We start from the raw sequence: 21657 nt of genomic DNA, 5'->3' as shown, positions 1-21657 counted from the left end.
TCTATTTATTTATTTTTTTCTAAAAAATAATGAGAACACAGTGAATAACAGGCTTTTTCTGAATAGAACCATTTAAAAAAAGTGAAAAAAAAAGTATAATGAAACAAGGTGTAAATAAATGTAAAGGAATGTGGAGAATGGACAATCAGTTAACAACAGAGTTAAAAGAACGTTACGGCATTGTTTTCCATGATGTCAATCTATTAGAGCAAGCTTTTACTCATTCATCCTATGTGAATGAGCATCGCTATTTAAAATTATCCGATAATGAACGTCTTGAATTTTTAGGAGATGCAGTTTTAGAATTAATTGTTTCACAATATTTGTATTTAAAATTCCCAGAACTTCCAGAAGGAAAATTAACGAAGATGCGCGCAGCCATCGTTCGGGAAGATAGTTTAGCCAAATTTGCGAAAGAATGTCACTTCGACAACTACATTTTATTAGGTAAAGGAGAAGAAGCATCGGGCGGACGAACACGTGCATCATTATTATGTGACTTATTTGAAGCCTTCTTAGGTGCCCTCTACTTAGACCAAAAAGTTGGCGCAGCCAAGAAATTTATTGAAGACGTTATTTTTCCGAAAATTGATGCCGGTGCTTTTTCACATGAGATGGATCACAAAACACAATTACAAGAAGTTTTACAACGCAAAGGCGATGTTTCAATTGAATATCGCTTAATTAAAGAAGAAGGCCCTGCTCATGACCGCACCTTTTTCACTGAAGTTTACATGAATGGTGAACTCATTGGGTTAGGCCAAGGAAAATCGAAGAAGTTAGCTGAACAGGATGCCGCTGAGCGGGCACTGAAAAGTATTCCTCAGTAAGGCTGGAAGGAGCAATATTCGTGTATTTAAAACGAATTGAAATTACAGGATTTAAATCATTTGCAGATAAAACCATTATTGAATTTGAAGATGATGTGACAGCAGTGGTTGGTCCGAATGGAAGTGGGAAAAGTAATATCACGGAAGCCGTTCGCTGGGTATTAGGTGAACAATCTGCGAAAAACCTTCGCGGTGGCAAAATGAACGACATTATCTTTGCCGGTTCGGAAGGTCGTAAGCCGCTAAATATTGCGGAAGTTACCGTGACGTTAGACAACAGCGACCATTATTTAGCATTGGATTATAGTGAGATTAGTGTCACCCGTCGTTTAAAACGAACGGGCGAAAGTGACTTTTTTATTAATAAACAAGCGTGCCGTTTAAAAGACATTCAAGATTTATTTATGGATTCAGGGTTAGGCAAAGAATCTTTTTCAATTATTTCACAAGGGAAAGTTGAAGCGATTTTTAATAGTAAACCTGAAGACCGTCGAGGGATTTTTGAAGAAGCAGCGGGCGTTTTAAAATACAAACAACGAAAGAAAAAGGCTGAACAAAAGCTTTTCGAAACCGAGGACAACTTAAGCCGTGTCCAAGATATCATTTACGAGTTGGAAGACCAATTAGTTCCTCTAGCCGCCCAAGCAGATGCGGCTAAAAAGTATTTAGCTTTGAAAGAAGAACTTACCGAAATTGATGTCAATTTAACTGTGACCGAAATTCAAGAAGCAAAAGCTATTTGGGAAACGAAAACGCAAGAATTAACAGCCATTGAAGAAAAGTTAGCTGACGCAAGTAAGCAAGTCCATGACTTAGAAGGCAAATTGGTACGTTTACGCAGCAAGCGCAATCGTTTAGATGAACAAATTGAAACGGAACAACAACAATTATTACAAGTGACAGAAGCGTTGAAACAAGCAGAAGGACAAAAAAATGTTTTAATTGAACGTTCCAAACACACCTCCCAAACGGCAAGCGAATACGAAGAGACATTGGCAGAAACGGCCGAAAAAATTGTTCGTTATCGAGAAGAATTGCAGACGCTGGAAACAGCAATTGCAGAAAAAACGGCACAACGTCAGACGTTAAAAGAAGCATTGGCTTTGGCAACGAAAGATGTGGAAAAATATAGTAAGTCTTCTAAAGAATTGATGGAGGAATTGCGCAGTCAGTATGTGGAAGTCATGCAAGAACAAGCCAATACAGCCAATGACTTAAAATATTTAGAACGACAATATCAACAAGAAACAGCTAAAAATCAACAATCGCTAGCAAAACACGAAGCGCTAGAAGAACAGATGGTTGAAGCTCTCGCAATGAAAGAAACGCTAGAAAAAGAGCAAAAAGTCGCAAAACAAGGCTTACAAGAACAACTGAAAGAATACACCGCGTTGAAAGCAACGCTTGAAGCTAAGCGTGAACGATTAGCACAGCGTCAAAACGATATGTACCAAGCGATGAATCAAGTGCAACAAGCGAAGGCACGCCAAAAAAGTTTGCAAGAAATTCAAGAAAATTACGCTGGCTTCTATCAAGGTGTGAAAGCTGTATTGCGTCACAAAAACCAATTAACTGGGATTGTTGGCGCAGTGGCTGAGTTAATTGAAGTGCCTAAAGAATATACGTTGGCGATTGAAACGGCCCTAGGTGGTGCGGCACAACATATTGTTGTGGAAAATGAGAAAGATGGTCGAGCAGGCATTACCTTCCTAAAACAACAACACAGTGGCCGAGCAACCTTTTTACCATTGACCACCATTAAGCCGCGCTCTGTATCGGCGATGGTTCAGAATCGTTTGGCTGGTGCACCGGGCTTCGTGGGGATTGCCAGTGAATTAGTTCGTTATCCAGAACAAGTACAAACCGTTATTCAAAATCTCTTAGGCGTCACGATTTTAGCGGCAGATTTAACGAGTGCCAACCAGTTAGCAAAATTAGTCAATTACCAATATCGCGTTGTCTCATTGGAAGGCGATGTGATGAATCCTGGCGGTTCGATGACTGGGGGAGCCAATAAACGTGGCAACCAAGGAAGCCTATTTTCACAAGCGCAAGAACTTCAAACAATTACTGAACAAATGACTCAATTAGAGACACAACTAAGAAGTGTGGAACAAGAAGTCCAAGCGCTCTCGCAAGAAGTGAAAACAGCCACGGAACGTGCAGAAATGTTGCGCTCTGCTGGTGAACAAAATCGCTTAAAACAACAAGAAATTGACAATAAATTAGCCAATCAAACAGAAACGATTACTCGTTTAACAAAAGAAAAACGTCTGTTTGAATATGAATCACGGGAATTGCATCAATTCTTAACCGAATATCAAACGAAAAAAGCCACATTAACAGAGCAACAAGCAAACTTAACGGCAACGAAAGAACGTTTAGATGCTGAAATGAAACAAGTGGAACAAGAAGCTAGCCAAATGGAAACCTTTAAAGCCCAAGCGCAAGAACGCTTGACGACAGTTCAAGCAGAACAAGCAGTAGCGGCGGAACAATGTGCCCATTTTGCTCGTCAAAAGCAAGACAAACAAGAACAATTGGACGAATTGTTGATTCGAGAAACGGCCATCCGTCAACAGCTACAACAACTAAGTAGCCATTCTAGCGATCACCAGTTAACCGAAGAAGGCTTAGCGGCACAAGTCGCGCAATTAGCGGAGAAACAAACAGCGTTGCAAACGTCTTTACAAACGGTACGCAGTCAACGACAAGCGTTGCAAGAAGAAGTAGACGAGTTAGATACAAAATTAGCGGAAGAAAACAAACGCCAACAACAGTATTTAGCAGATAAAACACAAATTGAAGTCCTAAAAAATCGTGCAGAAATGCAATTAGATAGCTCGTTAAGTTACTTACAGGAAGAATACAGCTTAACCTTTGAAGCTGCCTATGAAGCGTATTTCCCAATCGATGATTTAGCGCAAGCGCAGCAAACAGTGAAACGCCTAAAACAAGAAATTGAGCGGTTAGGACCTGTTAACTTAAGCGCCATCGAGCAATTTGAACAAGTCGATGAACGCCATCAATTTTTAGTCAGTCAACGAGATGATTTATTAAATGCGAAAGAACAATTATTTGAAACCATGGATGAAATGGACCAAGAAGTGAAAGAACGGTTTAAAGAAGTCTTTGAAGCAATTCGTGGCCAGTTCAAAGTGGTATTTCCTAATATGTTTGGTGGCGGCCGGGCAGAACTGGTGCTAACCAATCCAGAGGATCTCTTGAATACAGGGATTGAGATTGAGGCGCAACCACCAGGGAAAAAATTACAACATTTAAGCTTGTTGTCTGGAGGCGAACGGGCATTAACGGCGATTGCATTACTCTTTTCAATTATTCGTGTTCGACCCGTTCCGTTCTGTATTTTAGATGAAGTAGAAGCAGCTTTAGATGAAGCCAACGTTGCTCGTTTTGGCCATTATTTAAGCGAATTTGAAGATGGCACACAGTTTATTGTGGTGACGCATCGTAAAGGGACAATGGAAGCCGCAGATGTTTTATATGGCGTGACTATGCAAGAATCTGGGGTTTCAAAAATCGTTTCAGTTCGCTTGGAAGAGGTCAAAGAAGGTGGCGCAATTGAAAAAAGCAATTAGCCAGAAGTAAGGAGGAGCGAACGTTTGATAAAATTAGTTGCTATTGATTTAGATGGAACATTATTAAATAGCCAAAAAGAGATTTCTTTACGGAATAAACAAGCACTGATGGCTGCGAAACAAGCAGGCGTGAAAGTTGTTATCTGCACAGGTCGACCTTTGGCAGCTATTGGTCCTTACTTAGAAGAATTAGGTTTACAAGATGAAGGCGATTATAGCATTACTTTTAACGGCGGATTGGTTCAAAAAAATGATACAGGGGCCATTATTGAGAAAACATTGATGCCCTTGGAAGCAATTCATGAGCTATACCAATTAGCAACCACACTCAACATGCCGTTTGATGTCTTATCCGATGAGGTCGTGATGCAACTGCCTTCTGCTCCAAATTATCCTTCAATTTATAGTTCTCTAAACAAATTATTAACCTTTGAGTCCTACAAATTAGAAGAGTTAACCCCGAATCGAATTTATAATAAAGTTGTTGTTGCGATTGATGAAGCGTATTTAAATGAACGCATCAAGGAAATTCCGGCCTCTTTTTATGAGCGCTTTGAAATTATTAAAACGCGAAATAACTTATTAGAATTTATGCCAAAAGGGATTACGAAAGCCTATGGTATTTCCTTGTTAGCCAAAGATTTAGGAATCCGTGCGGAAGAAATCATGACCCTAGGGGACGAAGAAAATGATTTACCGATGATTGAATACGCTGGCTTAGGTGTCGCCATGGCAAATGCGATTCCATTAGTTAAAGAAGCTGCAGATGTCGTTACAGACACGAATGACCAAGATGGCGTTGCCAAAGCGGTCGAAAAATATATTTTAACGCCGTTGGAAGGAGGCCAATAAGAATGGGATTTTTTGATAAAATTAAAAAAGCTTTTTCCGCTGAAAAAAAGGAAGAAGAAAAACAAGAGATTGTTGAAGAAACAGTAGACGTAACACCAAGTGATGAATCAGCGCCTGCTGAATCAAAAGAAACCGCAGCAGAAGAGGCGCAAACAACGCCAGAAACGACAGCGGAAGAAGTCGCAGAAACAGCCGATTTAACAGATAACGCTGAAATGGAAAAATTAGCTGGCGTAGAAGAAGCATTAGAAGAAGAGCCAGAAGAAATCTTGACAGAGGAAACACAAGAAGTTGTTGTGGAAGTGCCTGAGGAAGAAAGTAGTGTCGTAACCCCTTTGGCAGAACCAACAGACACGCAGGTTTCAGAAGAAATTGAAGAGTCGAAAGAAGAGCAGGTCCAAGAAAAATATGAAAAAGGCTTGGAAAAAACGCGTAAAACATTTGGTCAACGGTTGAATGAATTGTTTGCTAATTTCCGGAGCGTCGATGAAGATTTCTTTGAAGAATTAGAAGAAACGTTAATTGGTGCAGACGTAGGCTTTGATACATCCTTAAAAATTACAGAAGCCTTGCGACAAGAAGTGAAACTGCGAAATGTGAAAAAACCAGCTCAAGTTCAAAATACCATCATTGAAAAAATGGTTGATTTGTATGAAGAAGCAGGAATTAATGAAAATAACGCGATTAACTTACAGCCAAATGGCTTAACCGTGATTTTATTTGTTGGTGTTAATGGAGTTGGTAAAACAACCAGCATTGGTAAATTAGCCCATCAATACAAGTTGGAAGGAAAGAAAGTTTTAATGGCAGCTGCCGATACGTTCCGAGCGGGCGCCATCGATCAATTAGTTGTTTGGGGCGAACGGGCTGGCGTTGAAGTTGTGCGTGGGAATGCTGGCGGCGACCCAGCAGCGGTCGTTTTCGATGCAGTGGAACGTGCCAAAGCAGAACAGGCCGATGTTTTGCTAGTGGATACAGCAGGTCGTTTACAAAATAAAGTCAACTTAATGAAGGAATTAGAAAAAATCAAACGAGTCATCCAACGAGAAATTCCAGATGCGCCTCACGAAGTTCTCTTAGTCGTGGACGCAACTACTGGGCAAAATGCGATGACACAAGCTAAACAGTTCAAAGAAACAACCGATGTCACTGGCTTAGTTTTAACCAAACTAGACGGAACAGCCAAAGGTGGTATTGTCATTGCTATTCGGAATGAATTACACTTGCCAGTGAAATTAGTTGGTCTAGGTGAAGGCATTAACGATTTAGAACCATTCAATGCCAACGATTTCGCAATGGGCTTATTTAAAGGCTTATTAAAAGATGTTTAGTTGTAGAAAATAAACAGGTTTGGGAAGAACGTGGGACAGGAGTATTTAGCTTCAAGAATGAAGAAGCTACTCCTGTCCCGCCGTTTATTTTAGGATTAGGACGGATGTTCTAAGTTCTTCCTAAATTGTTTCTGAAAAAAATGAAGGAGTGAGGGAGAAGATGACAGAACAAATGTGGATTGAGAAGTTAGGATTAGAAGCGCATCCTGAGGGCGGTTATTTTAAACAAACCAATAAAAGTGAACAATTGATTCCGACCAAACGAGGCGAACGGGCGTTGCATACAGCGATTTTATTTCTATTAAATACAGAAAGTCCGTCACATTTTCATCGTTTAAAAGCGGATGAATTATGGTTTTTTCACGATGGTCAGCCGTTAACCGTTCACTGTATTTTTCCTGATGGAACATATCAAGCTGTTCAGTTAGGGAAAGACTTAGTTCAAGGGCAACAGCTTTCGCTCTCAGTTCCTGCCGGCACAATCTTTGGCTCTACAGTAGCGACAGGATTTGCGTTAGTCAGTTGTGTGGTTACACCAGGCTTTGAGTTTGAAGACTTCGAGTTATTTACTCAAGCGGAATTGTTAAACGATTATCCACAACATAGTGAAATCATTCAGCACTTGGCTTATCGAGAATTACCTTAAGAAAACGTTTTAGTAACATTTCTTTTATGAATATGCTAGTATAAATCAAACAAGCTTGTTGATTTTGTCGCAACGCACACTTAGCTGTCGTAGATGATTAAAAGAAAGGGATGAATCACATGGGCACAATGGTTTTTGTTAACTTCCCAGTAGCGGATGTCCAACGTTCTACAGCATTTTATGAAAAACTTGGATTCAAAAAGAACGAGGAATTTTCAACAGAGGAAGCTAGTTCGATGATGTGGGATGATCAATTTTGGATTATGTTGTTGAACCATGACTTTTATGGAAAATTTATCCAAGAAAAGCAAATTATTGATGCGCAAACAACCAGTGGAGCATTAATTTCCTTTAGTTTAGAGAGTGCCGAAGCCGTAAAACAGTTTGGCGAAATCGCCAAAGCTAACGGAGGCAACTGTTACCGAGTTGATATGGGAATACCAGAAGAGCAAATGTATGGCTTAGAAGTGCAAGATTTGGATGGCAATAGCTTAGAACCTGTCTGGATGAAGATGTAAAAAGAGCCGCAAAATCTCTACAGATTTTGCGGCTCTTCTCCTACAAAAAACTATTGTAAATTATTGGCATTAGTAGCTTCAACACCATAAGAATCAGCTACTTTTTTCAAGCTAAATCCTTTTCCGTAAACTTCACTTGCACTCATTGAAATCAAAAAGGCTTCTTCATCAATCTCAAGAATGGCTTCTTTTAAGCGGGGAAAATCTTTTTCACGAATGACGGTCATTAAGAGCATGCCTTTCGCACTTCGATAACCGCCTTCGATTGGCACCAAGGTCACACCTTTATCTAGTTCACGTAATAAGCGTTCTTGAATAGCGACATATTTTGGTGAAATAATCATCACATTCTTCGAGCGAACCAGACCAACTTGAATCATGTCAACGACACGACCAATTGTAAATAAACAAATTAAAGAGAATAACACAATATCTGCATTAAAAGCGTACATTGCTGATAAAATGACTAAACCATCGACGAATAAAATAGCAATACCTAAGGAAACTTTGAAGTATTTATTGACAATTTGTGAAATGATTGCTGTGCCACCAGTTGAGGCATTGCCACGGAAAACCAAGCCTAGGCCAGCACCTGTAATAATACCGCCAAATAATGCTGCTAGAAAAATATTATGTGTTAAAACAGGCATCCCTGAAGTAATTCCTACAAAAAATGGATAAATAAGACTGCCATAAATGGTTTTGACACCGACCTCTTTCCCAAGAAGTAGGAAACAAAGCACTAAAAGAGGAATATTGATGGCGTAAAGAACAATGGCGGGACTAATCCCGAAAACATAATTAATAACAATACTAATGCCATTGGCTCCGCCTGCCACAAGTTTATTTGGCAATAAGACCGCATTGATTGAAATGGCCAAAATGAATGCACCGACTGTTACATAGGCGGTGTCTTTTAAACGTTGGGCTGTAAAAAATTTGTTCATAAAATACCTCCAATTATTTATTAGTTTAGTGAATGATGACATAAAAAAAGACAGAACATGAGAGACAAGCCTAATCGACTTATGTCCCACACTCTAAATCTTCAACTAATCAACTGAACACTTTTTCCTTATACTAACATGAAATACGACAAGAAAACATAGTGAACAAACAATTTTTTGGAAAAGCTCTCAATTTATTGAAGGCAAAAAAGTCAAAAAGCGGCCAGCCCAAATAGCTTCATGATGCTGGATAATTTGTGCCGCGGTTAAATGTCCATTATCCAAGGTGGAAGTGGTTTTCGGTGTCATCAAACACGTATAGCCTAAACCATGAGCCATCCGAATTGTAGTGTCCACACAAAACTCGGTTTGCACGCCAGCAATTTCTAACGTTTGAATGGCTTGTTCCGTCAATAAATCATTTAAATTTGTTTGGTAAAAGGCATTCGCATGTGTTTTGCGGATGAAAAAATCTGTAGGTTGTGAATCCAGTTTTTCAAAAAGTTGCCAAGAGTCTGAGCCAAAAGGTAGTTCAGTTTCTTCATGTTGAACAAAAATAATGGGCGCATGGTGTTGGCGGTAGACAGCAATACGCTGATTGACCTTTTCCAACACTGCTGGCAGACGGTACAATTGCTGCGACGGACTTTCGATGCCTTTTTGAAAGTCAATTAAAAGTAATGCACGATTTTTCATGAGCAATCCCCACTTTCTATAAACTAGTTGTTTTCAGTATAACGGAAAAAGGCGCTCTCTAAAAGTGTCTCGAAAATTCCCAAGCGAACGTTCAAAAAAACAGCATATTTACTCGTTTTCCTATATAATAGTAAGAGAAACAGATAGTTTGTAGAAAGAAAGGCGACAAGATGAATTATAGAGAATTAATGCAAAAGAAAAATGTTCGTCCTTACGTATTGATGGCTCGTTTTGGTTTAGAAAAAGAAAACCAACGTAGTACACGAGAAGGGCTTTTAGCGACAACTGATCATCCCACGGTTTTTGGTAACCGTTCTTATCATCCATATATTCAAACAGATTTTAGTGAAACACAATTAGAACTAATCACGCCTGTAGCAAATAGCGGCACAGAAATGCTTCGTTTTTTAGATGCCATTCACGATGTGGCTCGTCGTTCGATTCCAGAAGATGAAATGCTGTGGCCATTAAGTATGCCGCCACAATTACCAACAAAAGATGAAGAGATTAAAATTGCTAAATTAGATCAATATGATGCGGTGTTATATCGTCGTTATTTGGCAAAAGAGTATGGCAAACGAAAACAAATGGTCAGCGGAATTCATTTTAATTTTGAATATGACCAAGCCCTGATTCAGCAATTATATGATGAACAATCCGAAGTGACAGATTGCAAACAATTTAAAACGAAAGTGTACATGAAAGTTGCCCGTAACTTTTTACGTTATCGTTGGTTAATTACGTATCTTTTTGGGGCTTCGCCAGTTAGTGAAGACGGCTACTTTAGGGTCTACGACGACCAACCGCAAGAACCTATTCGCAGTATTCGGAATAGTACGTATGGCTACAGAAATCATGACAATGTGAAAGTATCGTATGCCTCATTGGAACGCTATTTAGAAGATATTCATCGCATGGTGGAAAATGGTTTACTTTCTGAAGAAAAAGAATTTTATGCGCCTGTGCGCTTACGTGGCGGGAAACAAATGTCTGATCTGCCTAAAACAGGTATTCGCTATATCGAGTTGCGTAATTTAGACTTAAATCCTTTTTCACGTTTAGGCATTGTGGAAGATACCGTGGATTTCTTACATTATTTCATGTTGTATTTATTGTGGACAGATGAAAAAGAAGAAGCGGATGAATGGGTAAAAACTGGCGATATTTTTAATGAACAAGTGGCTCTTGGTCATCCTCATGAAACGATTAAGTTAATTACAGAAGGCGATCGGATTTTTTCAGAAATGATTGATATGTTAGATGCTCTAGGCATTCGCAAAGGCAAAGAAGTTGTCGGTAAGTATTATCAACAACTGCGGAATCCACAAGACACCGTTTCTGGCAAAATGTGGACGATTATTCAAGAAAACTCCAACAGTGAATTGGGTAATATTTTTGGAAACCAATATCAAAGTATGGCCTTTGAACGCCCTTATCAATTAGCTGGTTTCCGTGAGATGGAATTATCCACACAAATTTTCTTATTTGATGCGATTCAAAAAGGTCTGGAAATCGAAATTTTAGATGAACAAGAGCAATTTTTGAAACTGCAACATGGCGAGCACATTGAATACGTCAAAAATGCCAACATGACTAGCAAAGATAACTACGTGGTACCATTGATTATGGAAAACAAAACCGTGACAAAGAAAATTTTGTCTGCAGCAGGTTTCCATGTGCCTGGCGGTGAAGAATTTTCATCTTTTATTGAGGCACAAGAAGCACATTTGCGCTATGCCAATAAAGCGTTTGTCGTGAAACCAAAATCAACGAATTACGGTTTAGGAATTACCATTTTTAAAGAAGGCGCTTCGTTGGAAGACTTTACGGAAGCGTTACGGATTGCTTTTAAAGAGGACACAGCGGTTTTAATTGAAGAATTTTTACCTGGAACAGAATATCGGTTCTTTGTGTTAGATAATGATGTAAAAGCCATCATGTTGCGCGTGCCAGCCAATGTTACCGGAGATGGCAAACATACTGTAGAAGAATTGGTGGCCGCTAAAAATAGTGATCCATTGCGGGGAACCAATCACCGTGCACCACTAGAATTAATCCAGTTAAATGATTTAGAAAAACTAATGTTGAAAGAACAAGGTTTAACTATCTATTCTGTGCCAGAAAAAGAGCAAATCGTGTACTTGCGAGAAAATTCTAATGTTAGCACGGGCGGGGATTCGATTGATATGACCGATGTCATTGATGATAGTTATAAACAAATCGCCATTGAAGCCGTAGCTGCTTTAGGAGCCAAAATTTGTGGCATTGATTTAATCATTCCTGACAAAGACGTAAAAGGCACACGTGATAGCTTAACGTACGGGATTATTGAAGCAAACTTTAATCCAGCCATGCACATGCATGTGTATCCTTACGCTGGAAAAGGACGCCGTTTAACAATGGACGTTTTAAAACTTTTATACCCAGAAGTGGTTCAATAAAAAAGAATACCGCCAAAAAGTCATAATAGATTTTTTGGCGGTATTCTTTATAAAAACGTTTTCTTGGTGAACCCAATAGGTTATACTAAAACTATTACCAATGAAAGTTGTATGACGGTGGCTCTGAGTTAGAGAGGCAGGTGATGCCTATGTGTATCCGATGCACTTTAACGAAAGGAGCATTTTTTTGTCAATCGAAGCGACATTGGAATTGATGATTAGTTTTGCTCTGAGGCTAAGGCGAAAGCGTTTAGCTCCGAGAAATAAGAAGGAATTTCCGAAAATAGTTCTTCAATTTTTGGAGAATTTCGGCTTATTTCCGAAGGAGTTGCTTTTGTTCAGCTGATTAGCGTTTGTTGCGTTACTGATTTTCGGTATCCTTGAAGCAACGAAAAACAATAAAAAATAACCGTTCATAAGCTTGACAGGCCGAACGGTTAAATAGTAACAAAAATTTAACTCAGTAAGCCACCAGTTCTTATAACTGGCGCTGGTATAAAGGAGAGGTATGTACCCGCATACCTCTCTTTTTCATCTTTATAATAGCACAATTCTATTATAAATGGAAGCGCTCATAACTTATGTTTAAACAATCCAATGACTCATAACTTTTCTTGAGCTTTTTATGAGTGAAATAGTTTTTGCCAGAAGCCTTTTTTAGCTTTTGGCTCTTCTTTTGGCGTTTCGGTTGCTTGAGGATATTTTTCTGTAACGTCAATCACAGGTTCATCGACTGCATGTTTTTCAGCTAACAGTAAGCCGAGAGAGTCAGGGTTGTTCTCCACAAAATTGTTAACAATCTTAAAGGTTGCGCCATGCTGATTTAATAATTTAATATAGGTACTTTGCAGGTCAGAAGAGATTTCGCCGTTTAAAAGTACTGTAACTTCAGGATGCTTCGCTAATTCTTCTAATAAATGTTGTTGGTTCTGTGCATCTTTCATTTCAGCGACGGTCATGGAGAGACGGCAGCGTTCACGAAATGTGCCCATGTATTTGTGTTGTTCTTCAGGATTGACGAGGGGCGTACCATACATTCCTTTATCCAGACGTTGTTGTAAGTCATCATTCGCCATTCAGTAACACTCCTTTCCTAACGTTTCCCTCCATTATAGCATATCTTAGATAAGTCGTTGGTCAGTCGGCTTGAGAAGAAGTTTTTAAGAAAGGAAAAAAAGTGGTTGCATTTGTGATGGTTTTCTCATACACTGTAATTAAGAATGAGAATCATTCTCAATTAAATAAAAATGGAGTTTTCTCATGAAAAAGATTGGTTTGTTTGTTCTACTATTATTTTTCAGCTTATTGTCATTAGTGATAGGGGTGAAGGACATTGCACTTTCTCAGTTGTTTCAATTAGATGCGCAGCAACAATTTGTTTTATTTACCACCCGTGTTCCCCGCACGTTGAGTTTAATCATTGCTGGTAGTACGATGAGTATTTCTGGATTGATTATGCAGCAACTCACACAAAATAAATTTGTCGCTCCTAGTGTCGCTGGAACAACCGATAGTGCAAGGTTGGGTATTTTAGTTGCAATGTTATTTTTCCCAACAGCTCCGTTTCTCTATCGAACGGCAATTGCTTTTATTTTTGCGCTAAGCGGGACCTTATTATTCTTAGCGCTCATTCGATTATTACCAAGTAAGAATCAAGTAATGGTCCCTTTGGTGGGCGTGATGTTTGGTAACATTCTAGGCTCAATTGCCACATTTTTTGCCTATCAATACCAATTGGTTCAAAATATGTCTGCTTGGTTACAAGGAAATTTTTCCACAGTTATGAAAGGGAATTATGAATGGTTATTTTTAATGATTCCTTTGTGGTTTGTTATTTATTTATTTGCTTATCATTTCACTGTCGTTGGTATGGGTGAAGCATTTGCAAATAGTCTTGGCGTCCATTACCAGCGAATTCAGTTTTTAGGTTTGACGCTGGTTGCTTTAGCAAGTGCCATCGTTTTATTGATGGTGGGGAATATTCCGTTTTTAGGGGTTGTGATTCCCAATCTCGTGTCTTTACGTTATGGCGATCATATGAAAAATACCTTGTGGTTAACTGGGATTTGCGGGAGTTTGTTCTTGTTAATCTGTGATATTTTAGCACGAGTATTGATTGCCCCCTATGAAATTCCTGTCAGCGTGGTTGTCGGAACATTAGGGAGCATTTTGTTCATTTTATTATTACTAAGGGGGCGCAAACGATGAAACGGCCTTTAAAAAAATGGCTTTCATTACTTTTGCTTTTAGCTGCCGTAGTAATTGTGAGTCTTTGTTATTTAACTTATAACACGTATGGCAATTGGTCCTTTGCTTTGGCGTTACGAGGGAAAAAGTTATTGGCTTTTATTTTTGTCGGAATCGCTGCGGCTTTTTCAACTATTAGTTTTCAAACAGTCACGCAAAATCATTTCCTAACGCCAAACATTTTAGGGATGGATTCCTTGTACGTCTTTGTGCAGACGGTGTTATTTTTTCTTTTAGGAGGCGCACAAGCGTTAGGTCAAGTAAGTCTTGGCTCGTTTTTGATGAACGTCTTTTTAATGGTATTTTTAAGCACTAGTTTATCGTATTTTCTATTACGCAAAAATCAATCCGACCTATTCTTATTGTTGATGATTGGCATGATTTTAGGTACTTTTTTCAGTAGTATCAGTACGTTTTTACAAGTGACTATGGATCCTAACGAATACGACTTACTCCAAGGAAAGTTGTTTGCCAGTTTCGGTAACGTCAATAGTCAGTATCTCGTTTTCGTTGGTGTGGCGGTACTCATGATTTGTGGGATACTTTGGCGGGAAAGTTACCGTTTAGACGTTTTACATTTAGGGAACCATCAAGCCCAGAATTTGGGGATTGCTGTGAATCAGTTTCAATTAGTGTTGTTGTGTTTGATCAGTAGTCTGGTCGGCTTATCAACAGCATTAGTGGGACCGATTACATTTTTAGGTTTTATCGTGGCCAATATGAGTTATCAATTCATGAAAACCTATCGCCACCGAGAACTGTTTGTGGCAGGGAGTTTAATAGCAGTCTTTTTACTGGTGTTTGGTCAATTGATGGTTGAACAGGTCTTTCATTTGAATACCCCGCTCAGTGTGGTGATTCAATTTGTTGGGGGCGTTTATTTTATATGGAAAATTATTGCAGAAAGGAAGCAACGCACATGATCCAGATGAGTGATGTATCAAAAAAATATGGCGATAAATTTGTCGTTTCAGACATTGATTTACCTATTTCTGAAGGCAAATTAACGGCCTTTATTGGGCCGAATGGCGCTGGGAAAAGCACGCTGCTAGCCATGATGAGTCGCTTAATTCCCAAAGATACCGGGGAAATTTATCTGGACAAGCAAGAAGTAAAAACCTGGAAGCAATCGGCTTTTTCACAAAAAATTGCCCTTTTAAAACAAGCCAACGGTGTACAACTTAAATTAACTGTGCGAGAACTGGTCAATTTTGGCCGCTTTCCTTATTCCAAAGGTCGCTTAAAAAGCGCTGACCATGAAAAAGTAACAGAAGCACTGGAACAATTGGGCTTAACTGAAATGGCGGAAGAATACATTGATACCCTTTCTGGAGGGCAATTACAACGGGCGTATATTGCCATGATTTTAGCCCAAGATACCGATTATATTTTATTGGATGAGCCCTTAAATAACCTCGACATGAATTATGCGGTTCAAATGATGCAGATTCTTAAACGCTTAGTGGGTGAACTAGGAAAAACAATTCTGATTGTTCTACATGATATTAATTTTGCCGCAAGCTATGCAGATGAAATTGTCGCCATGAAAGGCGGAAAGCTCTATGCGCATGGCGCAACAGAGGAAGTTATTCAAACAAGTATTTTAAATGATCTTTATGAAATGAATATCCGGATTTGTGAAATTGAAGGAAAACGCTTTTGTCTTTATCACTAAATCGAGCAATTTAAAAATAACGTTTTTGGAGGAAAAGAATGAAAAAGAAATTTTTAGCAATGATGGCAGTTTCAATGATGGGACTGTTAATGTTAAGTGCTTGTCAAACAAATAAAAAAACAGCAGATTCTGCAACAACAGAAACAGCAGCTAAAACGGAAGTCACAGTCAAAGACACCAATGGTCAATTAACCGTTCCCCAAAATCCTAAGAAAGTCGTTGTTTTTGATAATGGTTCCTTGGATACAATGGATGCACTAGGTGTTGGTGACCGCGTGGTAGGTGCGCCAACCAAAAATATCCCTGCGTATTTGGAAAAATACCAAAAAGTTGAATCAGCAGGCGGTATTAAAGAACCAGATTTAGAAAAAATCAATCAACTAAAACTAGACTTAATTATTATCTCTGGTCGTCAACAAGATTATCAAGAACAATTAAAAGCCATTGCGCCAACCATTTACTTAGCTGTAGATGCCAAAAATCCTTGGGCATCAACGAAACAAAATATTGAAACGTTAGGCACTATTTTTGGTAAAGAAGAGGTAGCCAAAGAAAAAATAACCGGCTTAGAAAAAGAAATTGCTGACGTGAAAAAACAAGCAGAAGCTAGCGCGAATAATGCGCTTGTTGTGTTAGTTAACGAAGGACAACTTTCCGCTTACGGAAAAGGCTCTCGTTTCGGTTTAATTCATGATACATTTGGCTTCAAAGCAGCAGACGATAAGATTGAAGCTTCCACTCATGGGCAAAGTGTTTCTTACGAATATGTTTTAGAAAAAAATCCTGGGATTCTCTTTGTGGTAGATCGTACCAAAGCAATTGGTGGCGACGATTCAAAAGATAACGTCGCTGCAAACGAATTGATTCAAAAAACCGATGCTGGTAAAAATGATAAAGTCATTATGCTTCAACCAGATGTTTGGTATCTAAGTGGTGGTGGATTAGAATCAATGCATTTGATGATAGAAGATGTTAAAAAAGGATTAGAGTAAAATTGTTTTAGAAAAGAGGAATTGAAACCTCTTTTCTTTTTTTGATGAAAAACAAAAAAGTTTTAAATTAAAAATGTGGTTGACGGCCTCGAAAATGTTTGCTAAACTATCCGTAAATCAGTATGATTGATGAAACAAATAAAAGAACAAAATGTGATGAGAAGGAAAGTACTTTTTAAAATAGCTTTCAGAGAGCCTCGTTTGGTGAGAAGAGGTAGTGACGTTAAAGAGGAAAATGGCCTTTGAACAGGTTGGTTGAAGCCGTTCGCTTAAACCAATTCAGGTGCGCCTGTTATAGCGCTACAGTATGATTGTACTGGAAACGAGCGGATCTTTTTTAGCGAAGAGATCAACAAAGGTGGTACCGCGATTGCATAAGCATTCGTCCTTTTTAGGACGAATGCTTTTTTTATTTGTTTAAAAAATATGAGGGGGCAACAACATGAAATTGGGGAAAAAAGTAGTAGGTTTGATTGCAACAGGGTTTCTTTTAGCCGCATGTGGCGGAACCAAAGAAGCAGCAGAGAAAGTAGATTCGGGAAATTTAGCAGCTGAACAAAAAATCAGTATTAGTTCACCTGCACCAATCTCAACATTGGATACAACACAAACAACAGATAAAAATACCTTTACAATGGCACAACATTTATTTGAAGGCCTGTATCGGTTTGATGATAGTGCCACGGTGCCAGCTCTAGCTAAAGATGTCAAGATTAGTGACGATGGGCGCAAGTACCACTTTACCTTGCGGGAGGGGATTAAGTGGAGCAACGGCGAGCCAATCACGGCCCAAGATTTTGTTTATTCTTGGAAAAAACTGGTGACACCAGCGACGATTGGACCGAATGCCTATTTACTAGATAGTGTTAAAAATAGTTTTGAAATACGCAACGGTGAAAAGTCAGTCGATGAATTAGGGATTTCAGCCCCTAATGACAAAGAATTCATTGTTGAATTAAAACAGGCCCAACCTTCCTTCTTAGCAGTCGTTTCGATTGCTTGGTTAGCGCCACAAAATCAAAAATTTGTCGAAGCGCAAGGTAAAGATTACGCCTTGGATAGTGAACATTTACTTTATAGCGGGCCATTTACGCTAGCCAATTGGGATGCGACTTCAGATACTTGGACATTGAAAAAAAATCCAGAATACTATGATGCGGATCAAGTGAAACTGGAAGAAGTTGCGGTTAGTACAATCAAAGAAGATAATACTGGGATTAACTTATATCAAGCGAATGAACTAGACTTAGTTCGCATTAACGGACAATATGTTCAACAATATCAAGAGGATCCAGGCTATGTCAGTCATCCAGATGTGGCCAACTACTTCTTAGATTTCAACAAAAAAGAAGGAACGCCATTAGCGAATGTTCATTTACGAAAAGCGATTGGCCAAGCAATTGATAAAGAAGCCTTAACACAAAGTGTCTTAAACGATGGGTCAAAACCCCTCAACGGATTGATTCCAAGTAAACTTTATGCGAACCCAGAAACAGATGAAGATTTCCGAGCTTACAGTGGCGAATATTTGAAAAATGACATCAAAAAAGCTCAAGCTGAATGGACGAAAGCCCAGGCGGATGTCGGTAAAAAAGTGAAACTTTCCTTGCTAGCGGCAGATACAGATCAAGGAAAACGAATTGCGGAATATGTTCAAAGTCAGTTACAAGAAAATCTGCCAGGTTTAGAAATTACCATTTCATCGCAACCAAGTAATAATGTGAACCAATCGCGACGTGAAAAAAATTACGAGTTGTCTCTTTCAGGTTGGATTGCCGGCAGTAGTGAATTAGACTCTTACTTTAACTTATATGCAGGAGAATCAAGTTACAATTATGGCAATTATCATAATGCCAAATACGACCAACTGGTAGAAGATGCACGAACGATTAATGCCAATAATCCAGAGAAACAGTTTGCAGAATACAAAGAAGCGGAAGACATCTTGTTGAACCAAGATGCTGCCCAAGTACCGCTGTATCAAAGTGCCTCAAATTATCTAATCAATCCTAAATTGAAAGGCATTAGTTATCACTTGTATGGGGATTATTTCCACTTGCGCAATGCTTATTTAACAGAATGATTCAGGAAGAAGGAGTAAGAAATGGAAAAATTAGTCGAACGATTTTTAACTTACGTGAAAGTTAACACCCGTTCAGATGCCAACAGTCAAACCACACCGACGACGGTCGGGCAAGTGGTTTTAGCAAGAATGATTGAAACAGAACTGCATGAATTAGGTTTGGCCGATGTGCATTATAACGAACAAAACGGTTTTTTAACGGCAAGGTTGCCTGGTAACCAACCTGCAGCGAAGAGCATCGGCTTGATTGCACATCTGGATACGGCGGATTTTTCAGCAGAAAACATCCGTCCACAAGTCATCACTAATTATGATGGCCAAGATGTCCTCTTGAATCAAGAACAAGGCATCGTTTTATCGGTTGCTGAATTTCCCAATTTAAAAGAGTATCAAGGGGAAACGTTGATTACTACAGACGGAACCACACTTTTAGGAGCAGATGACAAAGCGGGAATTGTCGAGATTTTAGCTGCTGTTGAGTATTTTTTGGCACATCCAGAAGTAGCGCGGGGGGATGTTTGGCTCGCTTTCGGTCCAGATGAAGAGATTGGACGCGGGGCCGATCAATTTGATGCGCCGAACTTCCCAGTCGCTTTTGCGTATACAATCGACAGTGGCCGCGTGGGGCATTTCGAGTATGAAACGTTTAACGCTGCTCAAGCTGTGATAACAATTGAGGGAACCAGTGTCCATCCGGGAACGGCCTATGGTTCGTTAGTAAATGCCATTAAATTAGGCGAACAACTTGATCAATCACTGCCGCAAAAGGAAGTACCAGAACAAACACGTGGAAATGAAGGATTTTATTTACTCAATAAATTTACAGGAAGTATTGAAAAAGCAGAACTTGTCTATATCATTCGGGATCATGATCAAGAAAACTTTCAAGCGAGAAAGCAATTTTTGGAAAAACAAGTTCAACGTTTAAATGCGCTGGCGGATAAACCCAGACTAACAATTACTTTCCAAGACCAATATTATAATATGAAGGAAATCATCGAAAAAGATTGGACCCCTGTGGAATTAGCCGTCCAAGCAATGGAAAGTTGTGACATTGAACCAATTATCACACCTTTTCGTGGCGGGACAGATGGTTCTAAGATTTCTTTCATGGGCATTCCCACGCCTAATCTATTTACAGGAGGCGAAAATTTTCACGGGCAATATGAATTTATTACCGTTGAATCAATGGCCAAAGCTGTTCAAACAATCATTGCCATCATTCGCCTAAACGCTAATTAAAGAAACACGCGAGGGAAATGCCGATTTTCCTTGCGTGTTTCGCTGTTTTTCGGTAAAGTATTTAGAAAAGTAGGGAGTTTTGCTCATGAATTATCCATTGATTTTTGCAGAAAACCAACAATTGGAAACGGAACGATTGCATTTACGACCAGTGACATTAGCAGATACAGATGATTTATTTGAATATGCTTCAGATGAAGAAACGACGCGTTTTGTGTTTCCTAAAAATGAAACCAAAGAAGAAACAAGAGCCAGTATTGCGAAATATTTTATGGGGGAACCTTTAGGAAAATATGGGATTGAAGTGAAAGAAACGGGCAAAATGATTGGCACGATTGATTTGCGGGTCAATGAAACCAATAATATTGGAGAATTAGGCTATGTCTTGAACCGTGCCTTTTGGGGCAAAGGCTACATGCCTGAAGCCGCGACGGCGTTAGTTGAACTGGGTTTTGCAAAAATGAAACTCATGAGAATCTTTGCTTTACATGATCAAGACAATCCAGCTTCTGGTCGTGTCATGGAGAAAATTGGTTTTACCTACGAAGGAACACTGCCCAATGCCCGAATTAGTAAAGGGAAAATTGTCACAGATGTTTATCGTGGGATGACGCTGGAAACATGGCAAAATCGACAAAAATAGAAGTGTAAGACAAGTTGAGAGAGGAATTAGAGAAATGTTGATGTTTACAGAAAAAGAATTCGCAGCCTTTGAAGTTGCTGGATTAGATGAACGAATGGCGGTTATCCGTGCGCAAATTCAACCGATTTTTCAAGAATTAGACACTTATTTTGCCGAACAACTAGCGCCTGAACTAGGAACGGAGTTGTTTGTCCATATTGCGCAACATCGCCGTCGCACCGTGTATCCACCAGAAAATACTTGGTCCGCACTCAGTCCGAATAAGCGTGGCTATAAAATGCAGCCGCATTTTCAATTAGGCATTTGGGGCGACTATGTGTTTATGTGGTTGTCATTCATTGATAATCCTAAAAATGAAAAGCAGATTGCGCAAGCCTTTTTAGAGAATCAGCCATTATTCCAAGCTTTACCAGAAGATACGTATGTTTCCTTGGATCATACGGTTCCTCAAATTACTCCGCTGCCAGACACGGATTTAGAAAAAGCCTTAACTCGTTTTAGAGATGTAAAAAAAGGGGAATTTGAAATCGGGCGCATCATTCCCAAAGATAGTGCTTTATGGCAAAGCCCTGAAAAAGCACGCGCTTATATGTTGGCAACCTACCAACAACTCCTGCCATTGTACCAATTGGCTGTTGCCCAATAAGAGAAACAGACAGTTATTTTTTGCTTTGGTGTTATTTTATTTAATTGTACAAGCGTCAAAAATTAGAAAAGCTCACAATGTTAGTGTTCAACACTAACATTGTGAGCTTTTCTAAAGTTTTACTAGTAAAACTTTAAGAAATTAAAGGCGTTTTCTAAAGAATGGACGTGTTTTGACAATCATTTTCAAAGGATATCTTTAAATAACGAAGCGGGAAAGGCTTGCTATATAAGAGACTTGTGAAAAATAGGATTGTCAAATGGAAAATA

19 protein-coding genes and 1 other annotated feature are annotated in these 21657 nt (G+C 39.1%); of the genes, 16 read left to right on the top strand and 3 right to left on the bottom strand.

The window, feature by feature from the left end; genetic code table 11:
* Positions 1–137: 137 nt before the first annotated feature.
* The 6 genes from rnc to IGJ52_RS12360 all read left to right on the top strand — a co-directional run bounded on the left by rnc (position 138) and on the right by IGJ52_RS12360 (position 7776).
* Positions 138–830 (top strand): ribonuclease III, encoded by a 693-nt coding sequence (gene rnc / locus IGJ52_RS12385; RefSeq protein ID WP_002354946.1) that lies wholly within the window; start codon positions 138–140, stop codon positions 828–830.
* A 20-nt stretch (positions 831–850) separates the two neighbouring features.
* Positions 851–4429, top strand: a complete 3579-nt coding sequence (smc, locus tag IGJ52_RS12380) for a chromosome segregation protein SMC (protein WP_438792149.1) — start codon at positions 851–853, stop codon at positions 4427–4429.
* A 24-nt stretch (positions 4430–4453) separates the two neighbouring features.
* Complete coding sequence (locus tag IGJ52_RS12375) at positions 4454–5281, top strand: Cof-type HAD-IIB family hydrolase (protein ID WP_002359053.1); 828 nt, start codon at positions 4454–4456, stop codon at positions 5279–5281.
* Positions 5282–5283: 2 nt separating this feature from the next.
* The gene (ftsY, locus tag IGJ52_RS12370; protein WP_438792148.1) at positions 5284–6612 is read left to right on the top strand and encodes a signal recognition particle-docking protein FtsY; all 1329 of its coding nucleotides are present in this window, start codon (positions 5284–5286) and stop codon (positions 6610–6612) included.
* Between the two features lie 160 nt (positions 6613–6772).
* On the top strand, positions 6773–7258 hold the full coding sequence (locus tag IGJ52_RS12365) for a cupin domain-containing protein (RefSeq protein ID WP_010715467.1): 486 nt from the start codon (positions 6773–6775) through the stop codon (positions 7256–7258).
* Between the two features lie 119 nt (positions 7259–7377).
* Positions 7378–7776, top strand: coding sequence for a VOC family protein (locus tag IGJ52_RS12360; RefSeq protein WP_219259741.1), 399 nt, complete (start codon positions 7378–7380; stop codon positions 7774–7776).
* Positions 7777–7826: 50 nt separating this feature from the next.
* Here IGJ52_RS12360 and IGJ52_RS12355 read toward each other — a convergent pair whose 3' ends face one another.
* Together IGJ52_RS12355 and IGJ52_RS12350 are read right to left on the bottom strand one after the other, a co-directional pair.
* A complete protein-coding gene (locus IGJ52_RS12355; protein ID WP_002365354.1) occupies positions 7827–8723 on the bottom strand; it encodes a YitT family protein in 897 nt (298 codons plus the stop codon).
* A 189-nt stretch (positions 8724–8912) separates the two neighbouring features.
* Positions 8913–9419 carry a cysteine hydrolase family protein gene (locus tag IGJ52_RS12350; RefSeq protein WP_194177538.1) on the bottom strand — a complete coding sequence of 169 codons (507 nt, stop codon included), beginning with the start codon at positions 9417–9419 and terminating at the stop codon, positions 8913–8915.
* Between the two features lie 170 nt (positions 9420–9589).
* Between IGJ52_RS12350 and gshAB the strand changes: the two genes are divergently transcribed.
* Entirely contained in the window at positions 9590–11860 is a 2271-nt protein-coding gene (gene gshAB, locus IGJ52_RS12345) for a bifunctional glutamate--cysteine ligase/glutathione synthetase (RefSeq protein ID WP_113793087.1), read from the top strand.
* Between the two features lie 160 nt (positions 11861–12020).
* A complete protein-coding gene (locus tag IGJ52_RS12340; RefSeq protein WP_048949489.1) occupies positions 12021–12206 on the top strand; it encodes a hypothetical protein in 186 nt (61 codons plus the stop codon).
* A gap of 277 nt (positions 12207–12483) precedes the next feature.
* Here the strand turns inward: IGJ52_RS12340 and IGJ52_RS12335 are convergent, their stop codons facing one another.
* Entirely contained in the window at positions 12484–12936 is a 453-nt protein-coding gene (locus IGJ52_RS12335) for a YueI family protein (RefSeq protein ID WP_002383256.1), read from the bottom strand.
* 184 nt (positions 12937–13120) lie between these two features.
* On the opposite strand from IGJ52_RS12335, the gene IGJ52_RS12330 reads away from it, so the two are divergent.
* The 8 genes from IGJ52_RS12330 to IGJ52_RS12295 all read left to right on the top strand — a co-directional run bounded on the left by IGJ52_RS12330 (position 13121) and on the right by IGJ52_RS12295 (position 21388).
* Positions 13121–14068, top strand: a complete 948-nt coding sequence (locus IGJ52_RS12330) for an ABC transporter permease (RefSeq protein ID WP_438792147.1) — start codon at positions 13121–13123, stop codon at positions 14066–14068.
* The gene (locus tag IGJ52_RS12325; protein WP_438792146.1) at positions 14065–15030 is read left to right on the top strand and encodes an iron chelate uptake ABC transporter family permease subunit; all 966 of its coding nucleotides are present in this window, start codon (positions 14065–14067) and stop codon (positions 15028–15030) included. Before IGJ52_RS12330 ends, IGJ52_RS12325 begins: the two co-directional genes overlap by 4 nt.
* On the top strand, positions 15027–15782 hold the full coding sequence (locus IGJ52_RS12320; RefSeq protein WP_438792145.1) for an iron ABC transporter ATP-binding protein: 756 nt from the start codon (positions 15027–15029) through the stop codon (positions 15780–15782). The genes IGJ52_RS12325 and IGJ52_RS12320 overlap by 4 nt, the downstream gene beginning before the upstream one ends.
* A 38-nt stretch (positions 15783–15820) precedes the next feature.
* The gene (locus IGJ52_RS12315; protein ID WP_438792144.1) at positions 15821–16774 is read left to right on the top strand and encodes a siderophore ABC transporter substrate-binding protein; all 954 of its coding nucleotides are present in this window, start codon (positions 15821–15823) and stop codon (positions 16772–16774) included.
* Between the two features lie 147 nt (positions 16775–16921).
* Positions 16922–17167: a binding site (T-box leader), on the top strand.
* A 49-nt stretch (positions 17168–17216) separates the two neighbouring features.
* Positions 17217–18857: a peptide ABC transporter substrate-binding protein gene (locus IGJ52_RS12310; RefSeq protein WP_438792143.1), complete on the top strand. Its 1641-nt coding sequence runs from the start codon at positions 17217–17219 to the stop codon at positions 18855–18857.
* A gap of 21 nt (positions 18858–18878) precedes the next feature.
* Complete coding sequence (gene pepT / locus IGJ52_RS12305) at positions 18879–20099, top strand: peptidase T (RefSeq protein WP_010816819.1); 1221 nt, start codon at positions 18879–18881, stop codon at positions 20097–20099.
* An 85-nt stretch (positions 20100–20184) separates the two neighbouring features.
* The gene (locus IGJ52_RS12300) at positions 20185–20742 is read left to right on the top strand and encodes a GNAT family N-acetyltransferase (protein ID WP_002419597.1); all 558 of its coding nucleotides are present in this window, start codon (positions 20185–20187) and stop codon (positions 20740–20742) included.
* Between the two features lie 34 nt (positions 20743–20776).
* On the top strand, positions 20777–21388 hold the full coding sequence (locus IGJ52_RS12295) for a YktB family protein (protein ID WP_002416537.1): 612 nt from the start codon (positions 20777–20779) through the stop codon (positions 21386–21388).
* Positions 21389–21657: the final 269 nt, after the last annotated feature.

Source organism: Enterococcus sp. DIV1758, from assembly GCF_051711985.1.
GTDB classification, from domain to species: Bacteria; Bacillota; Bacilli; order Lactobacillales; family Enterococcaceae; genus Enterococcus; species Enterococcus faecalis.
The sequence above is the reverse complement of the archived record's forward strand: the minus strand, read 5'-3'. Positions and strand labels throughout refer to the sequence as shown.

Excerpts from the sequence above, each read along its gene's own strand:
- rnc (WP_002354946.1), top strand. The coding sequence starts at position 138 with ATGGACAATCAGTTAACAACAGAGTTAAAAGAACGTTACGGCATTGTT.
- ftsY (WP_438792148.1), top strand. The coding sequence starts at position 5,284 with ATGGGATTTTTTGATAAAATTAAAAAAGCTTTTTCCGCTGAAAAAAAG.
- IGJ52_RS12365 (WP_010715467.1), top strand. The coding sequence starts at position 6,773 with ATGACAGAACAAATGTGGATTGAGAAGTTAGGATTAGAAGCGCATCCT.
- IGJ52_RS12360 (WP_219259741.1), top strand. The coding sequence starts at position 7,378 with ATGGGCACAATGGTTTTTGTTAACTTCCCAGTAGCGGATGTCCAACGT.
- IGJ52_RS12355 (WP_002365354.1), bottom strand. The coding sequence starts at position 8,723 with ATGAACAAATTTTTTACAGCCCAACGTTTAAAAGACACCGCCTATGTA.
- IGJ52_RS12350 (WP_194177538.1), bottom strand. The coding sequence starts at position 9,419 with ATGAAAAATCGTGCATTACTTTTAATTGACTTTCAAAAAGGCATCGAA.
- gshAB (WP_113793087.1), top strand. The coding sequence starts at position 9,590 with ATGAATTATAGAGAATTAATGCAAAAGAAAAATGTTCGTCCTTACGTA.
- IGJ52_RS12340 (WP_048949489.1), top strand. The coding sequence starts at position 12,021 with ATGCACTTTAACGAAAGGAGCATTTTTTTGTCAATCGAAGCGACATTG.
- IGJ52_RS12335 (WP_002383256.1), bottom strand. The coding sequence starts at position 12,936 with ATGGCGAATGATGACTTACAACAACGTCTGGATAAAGGAATGTATGGT.
- IGJ52_RS12330 (WP_438792147.1), top strand. The coding sequence starts at position 13,121 with ATGAAAAAGATTGGTTTGTTTGTTCTACTATTATTTTTCAGCTTATTG.
- IGJ52_RS12325 (WP_438792146.1), top strand. The coding sequence starts at position 14,065 with ATGAAACGGCCTTTAAAAAAATGGCTTTCATTACTTTTGCTTTTAGCT.
- IGJ52_RS12320 (WP_438792145.1), top strand. The coding sequence starts at position 15,027 with ATGATCCAGATGAGTGATGTATCAAAAAAATATGGCGATAAATTTGTC.
- IGJ52_RS12315 (WP_438792144.1), top strand. The coding sequence starts at position 15,821 with ATGAAAAAGAAATTTTTAGCAATGATGGCAGTTTCAATGATGGGACTG.
- IGJ52_RS12310 (WP_438792143.1), top strand. The coding sequence starts at position 17,217 with ATGAAATTGGGGAAAAAAGTAGTAGGTTTGATTGCAACAGGGTTTCTT.
- pepT (WP_010816819.1), top strand. The coding sequence starts at position 18,879 with ATGGAAAAATTAGTCGAACGATTTTTAACTTACGTGAAAGTTAACACC.
- IGJ52_RS12300 (WP_002419597.1), top strand. The coding sequence starts at position 20,185 with ATGAATTATCCATTGATTTTTGCAGAAAACCAACAATTGGAAACGGAA.
- IGJ52_RS12295 (WP_002416537.1), top strand. The coding sequence starts at position 20,777 with ATGTTGATGTTTACAGAAAAAGAATTCGCAGCCTTTGAAGTTGCTGGA.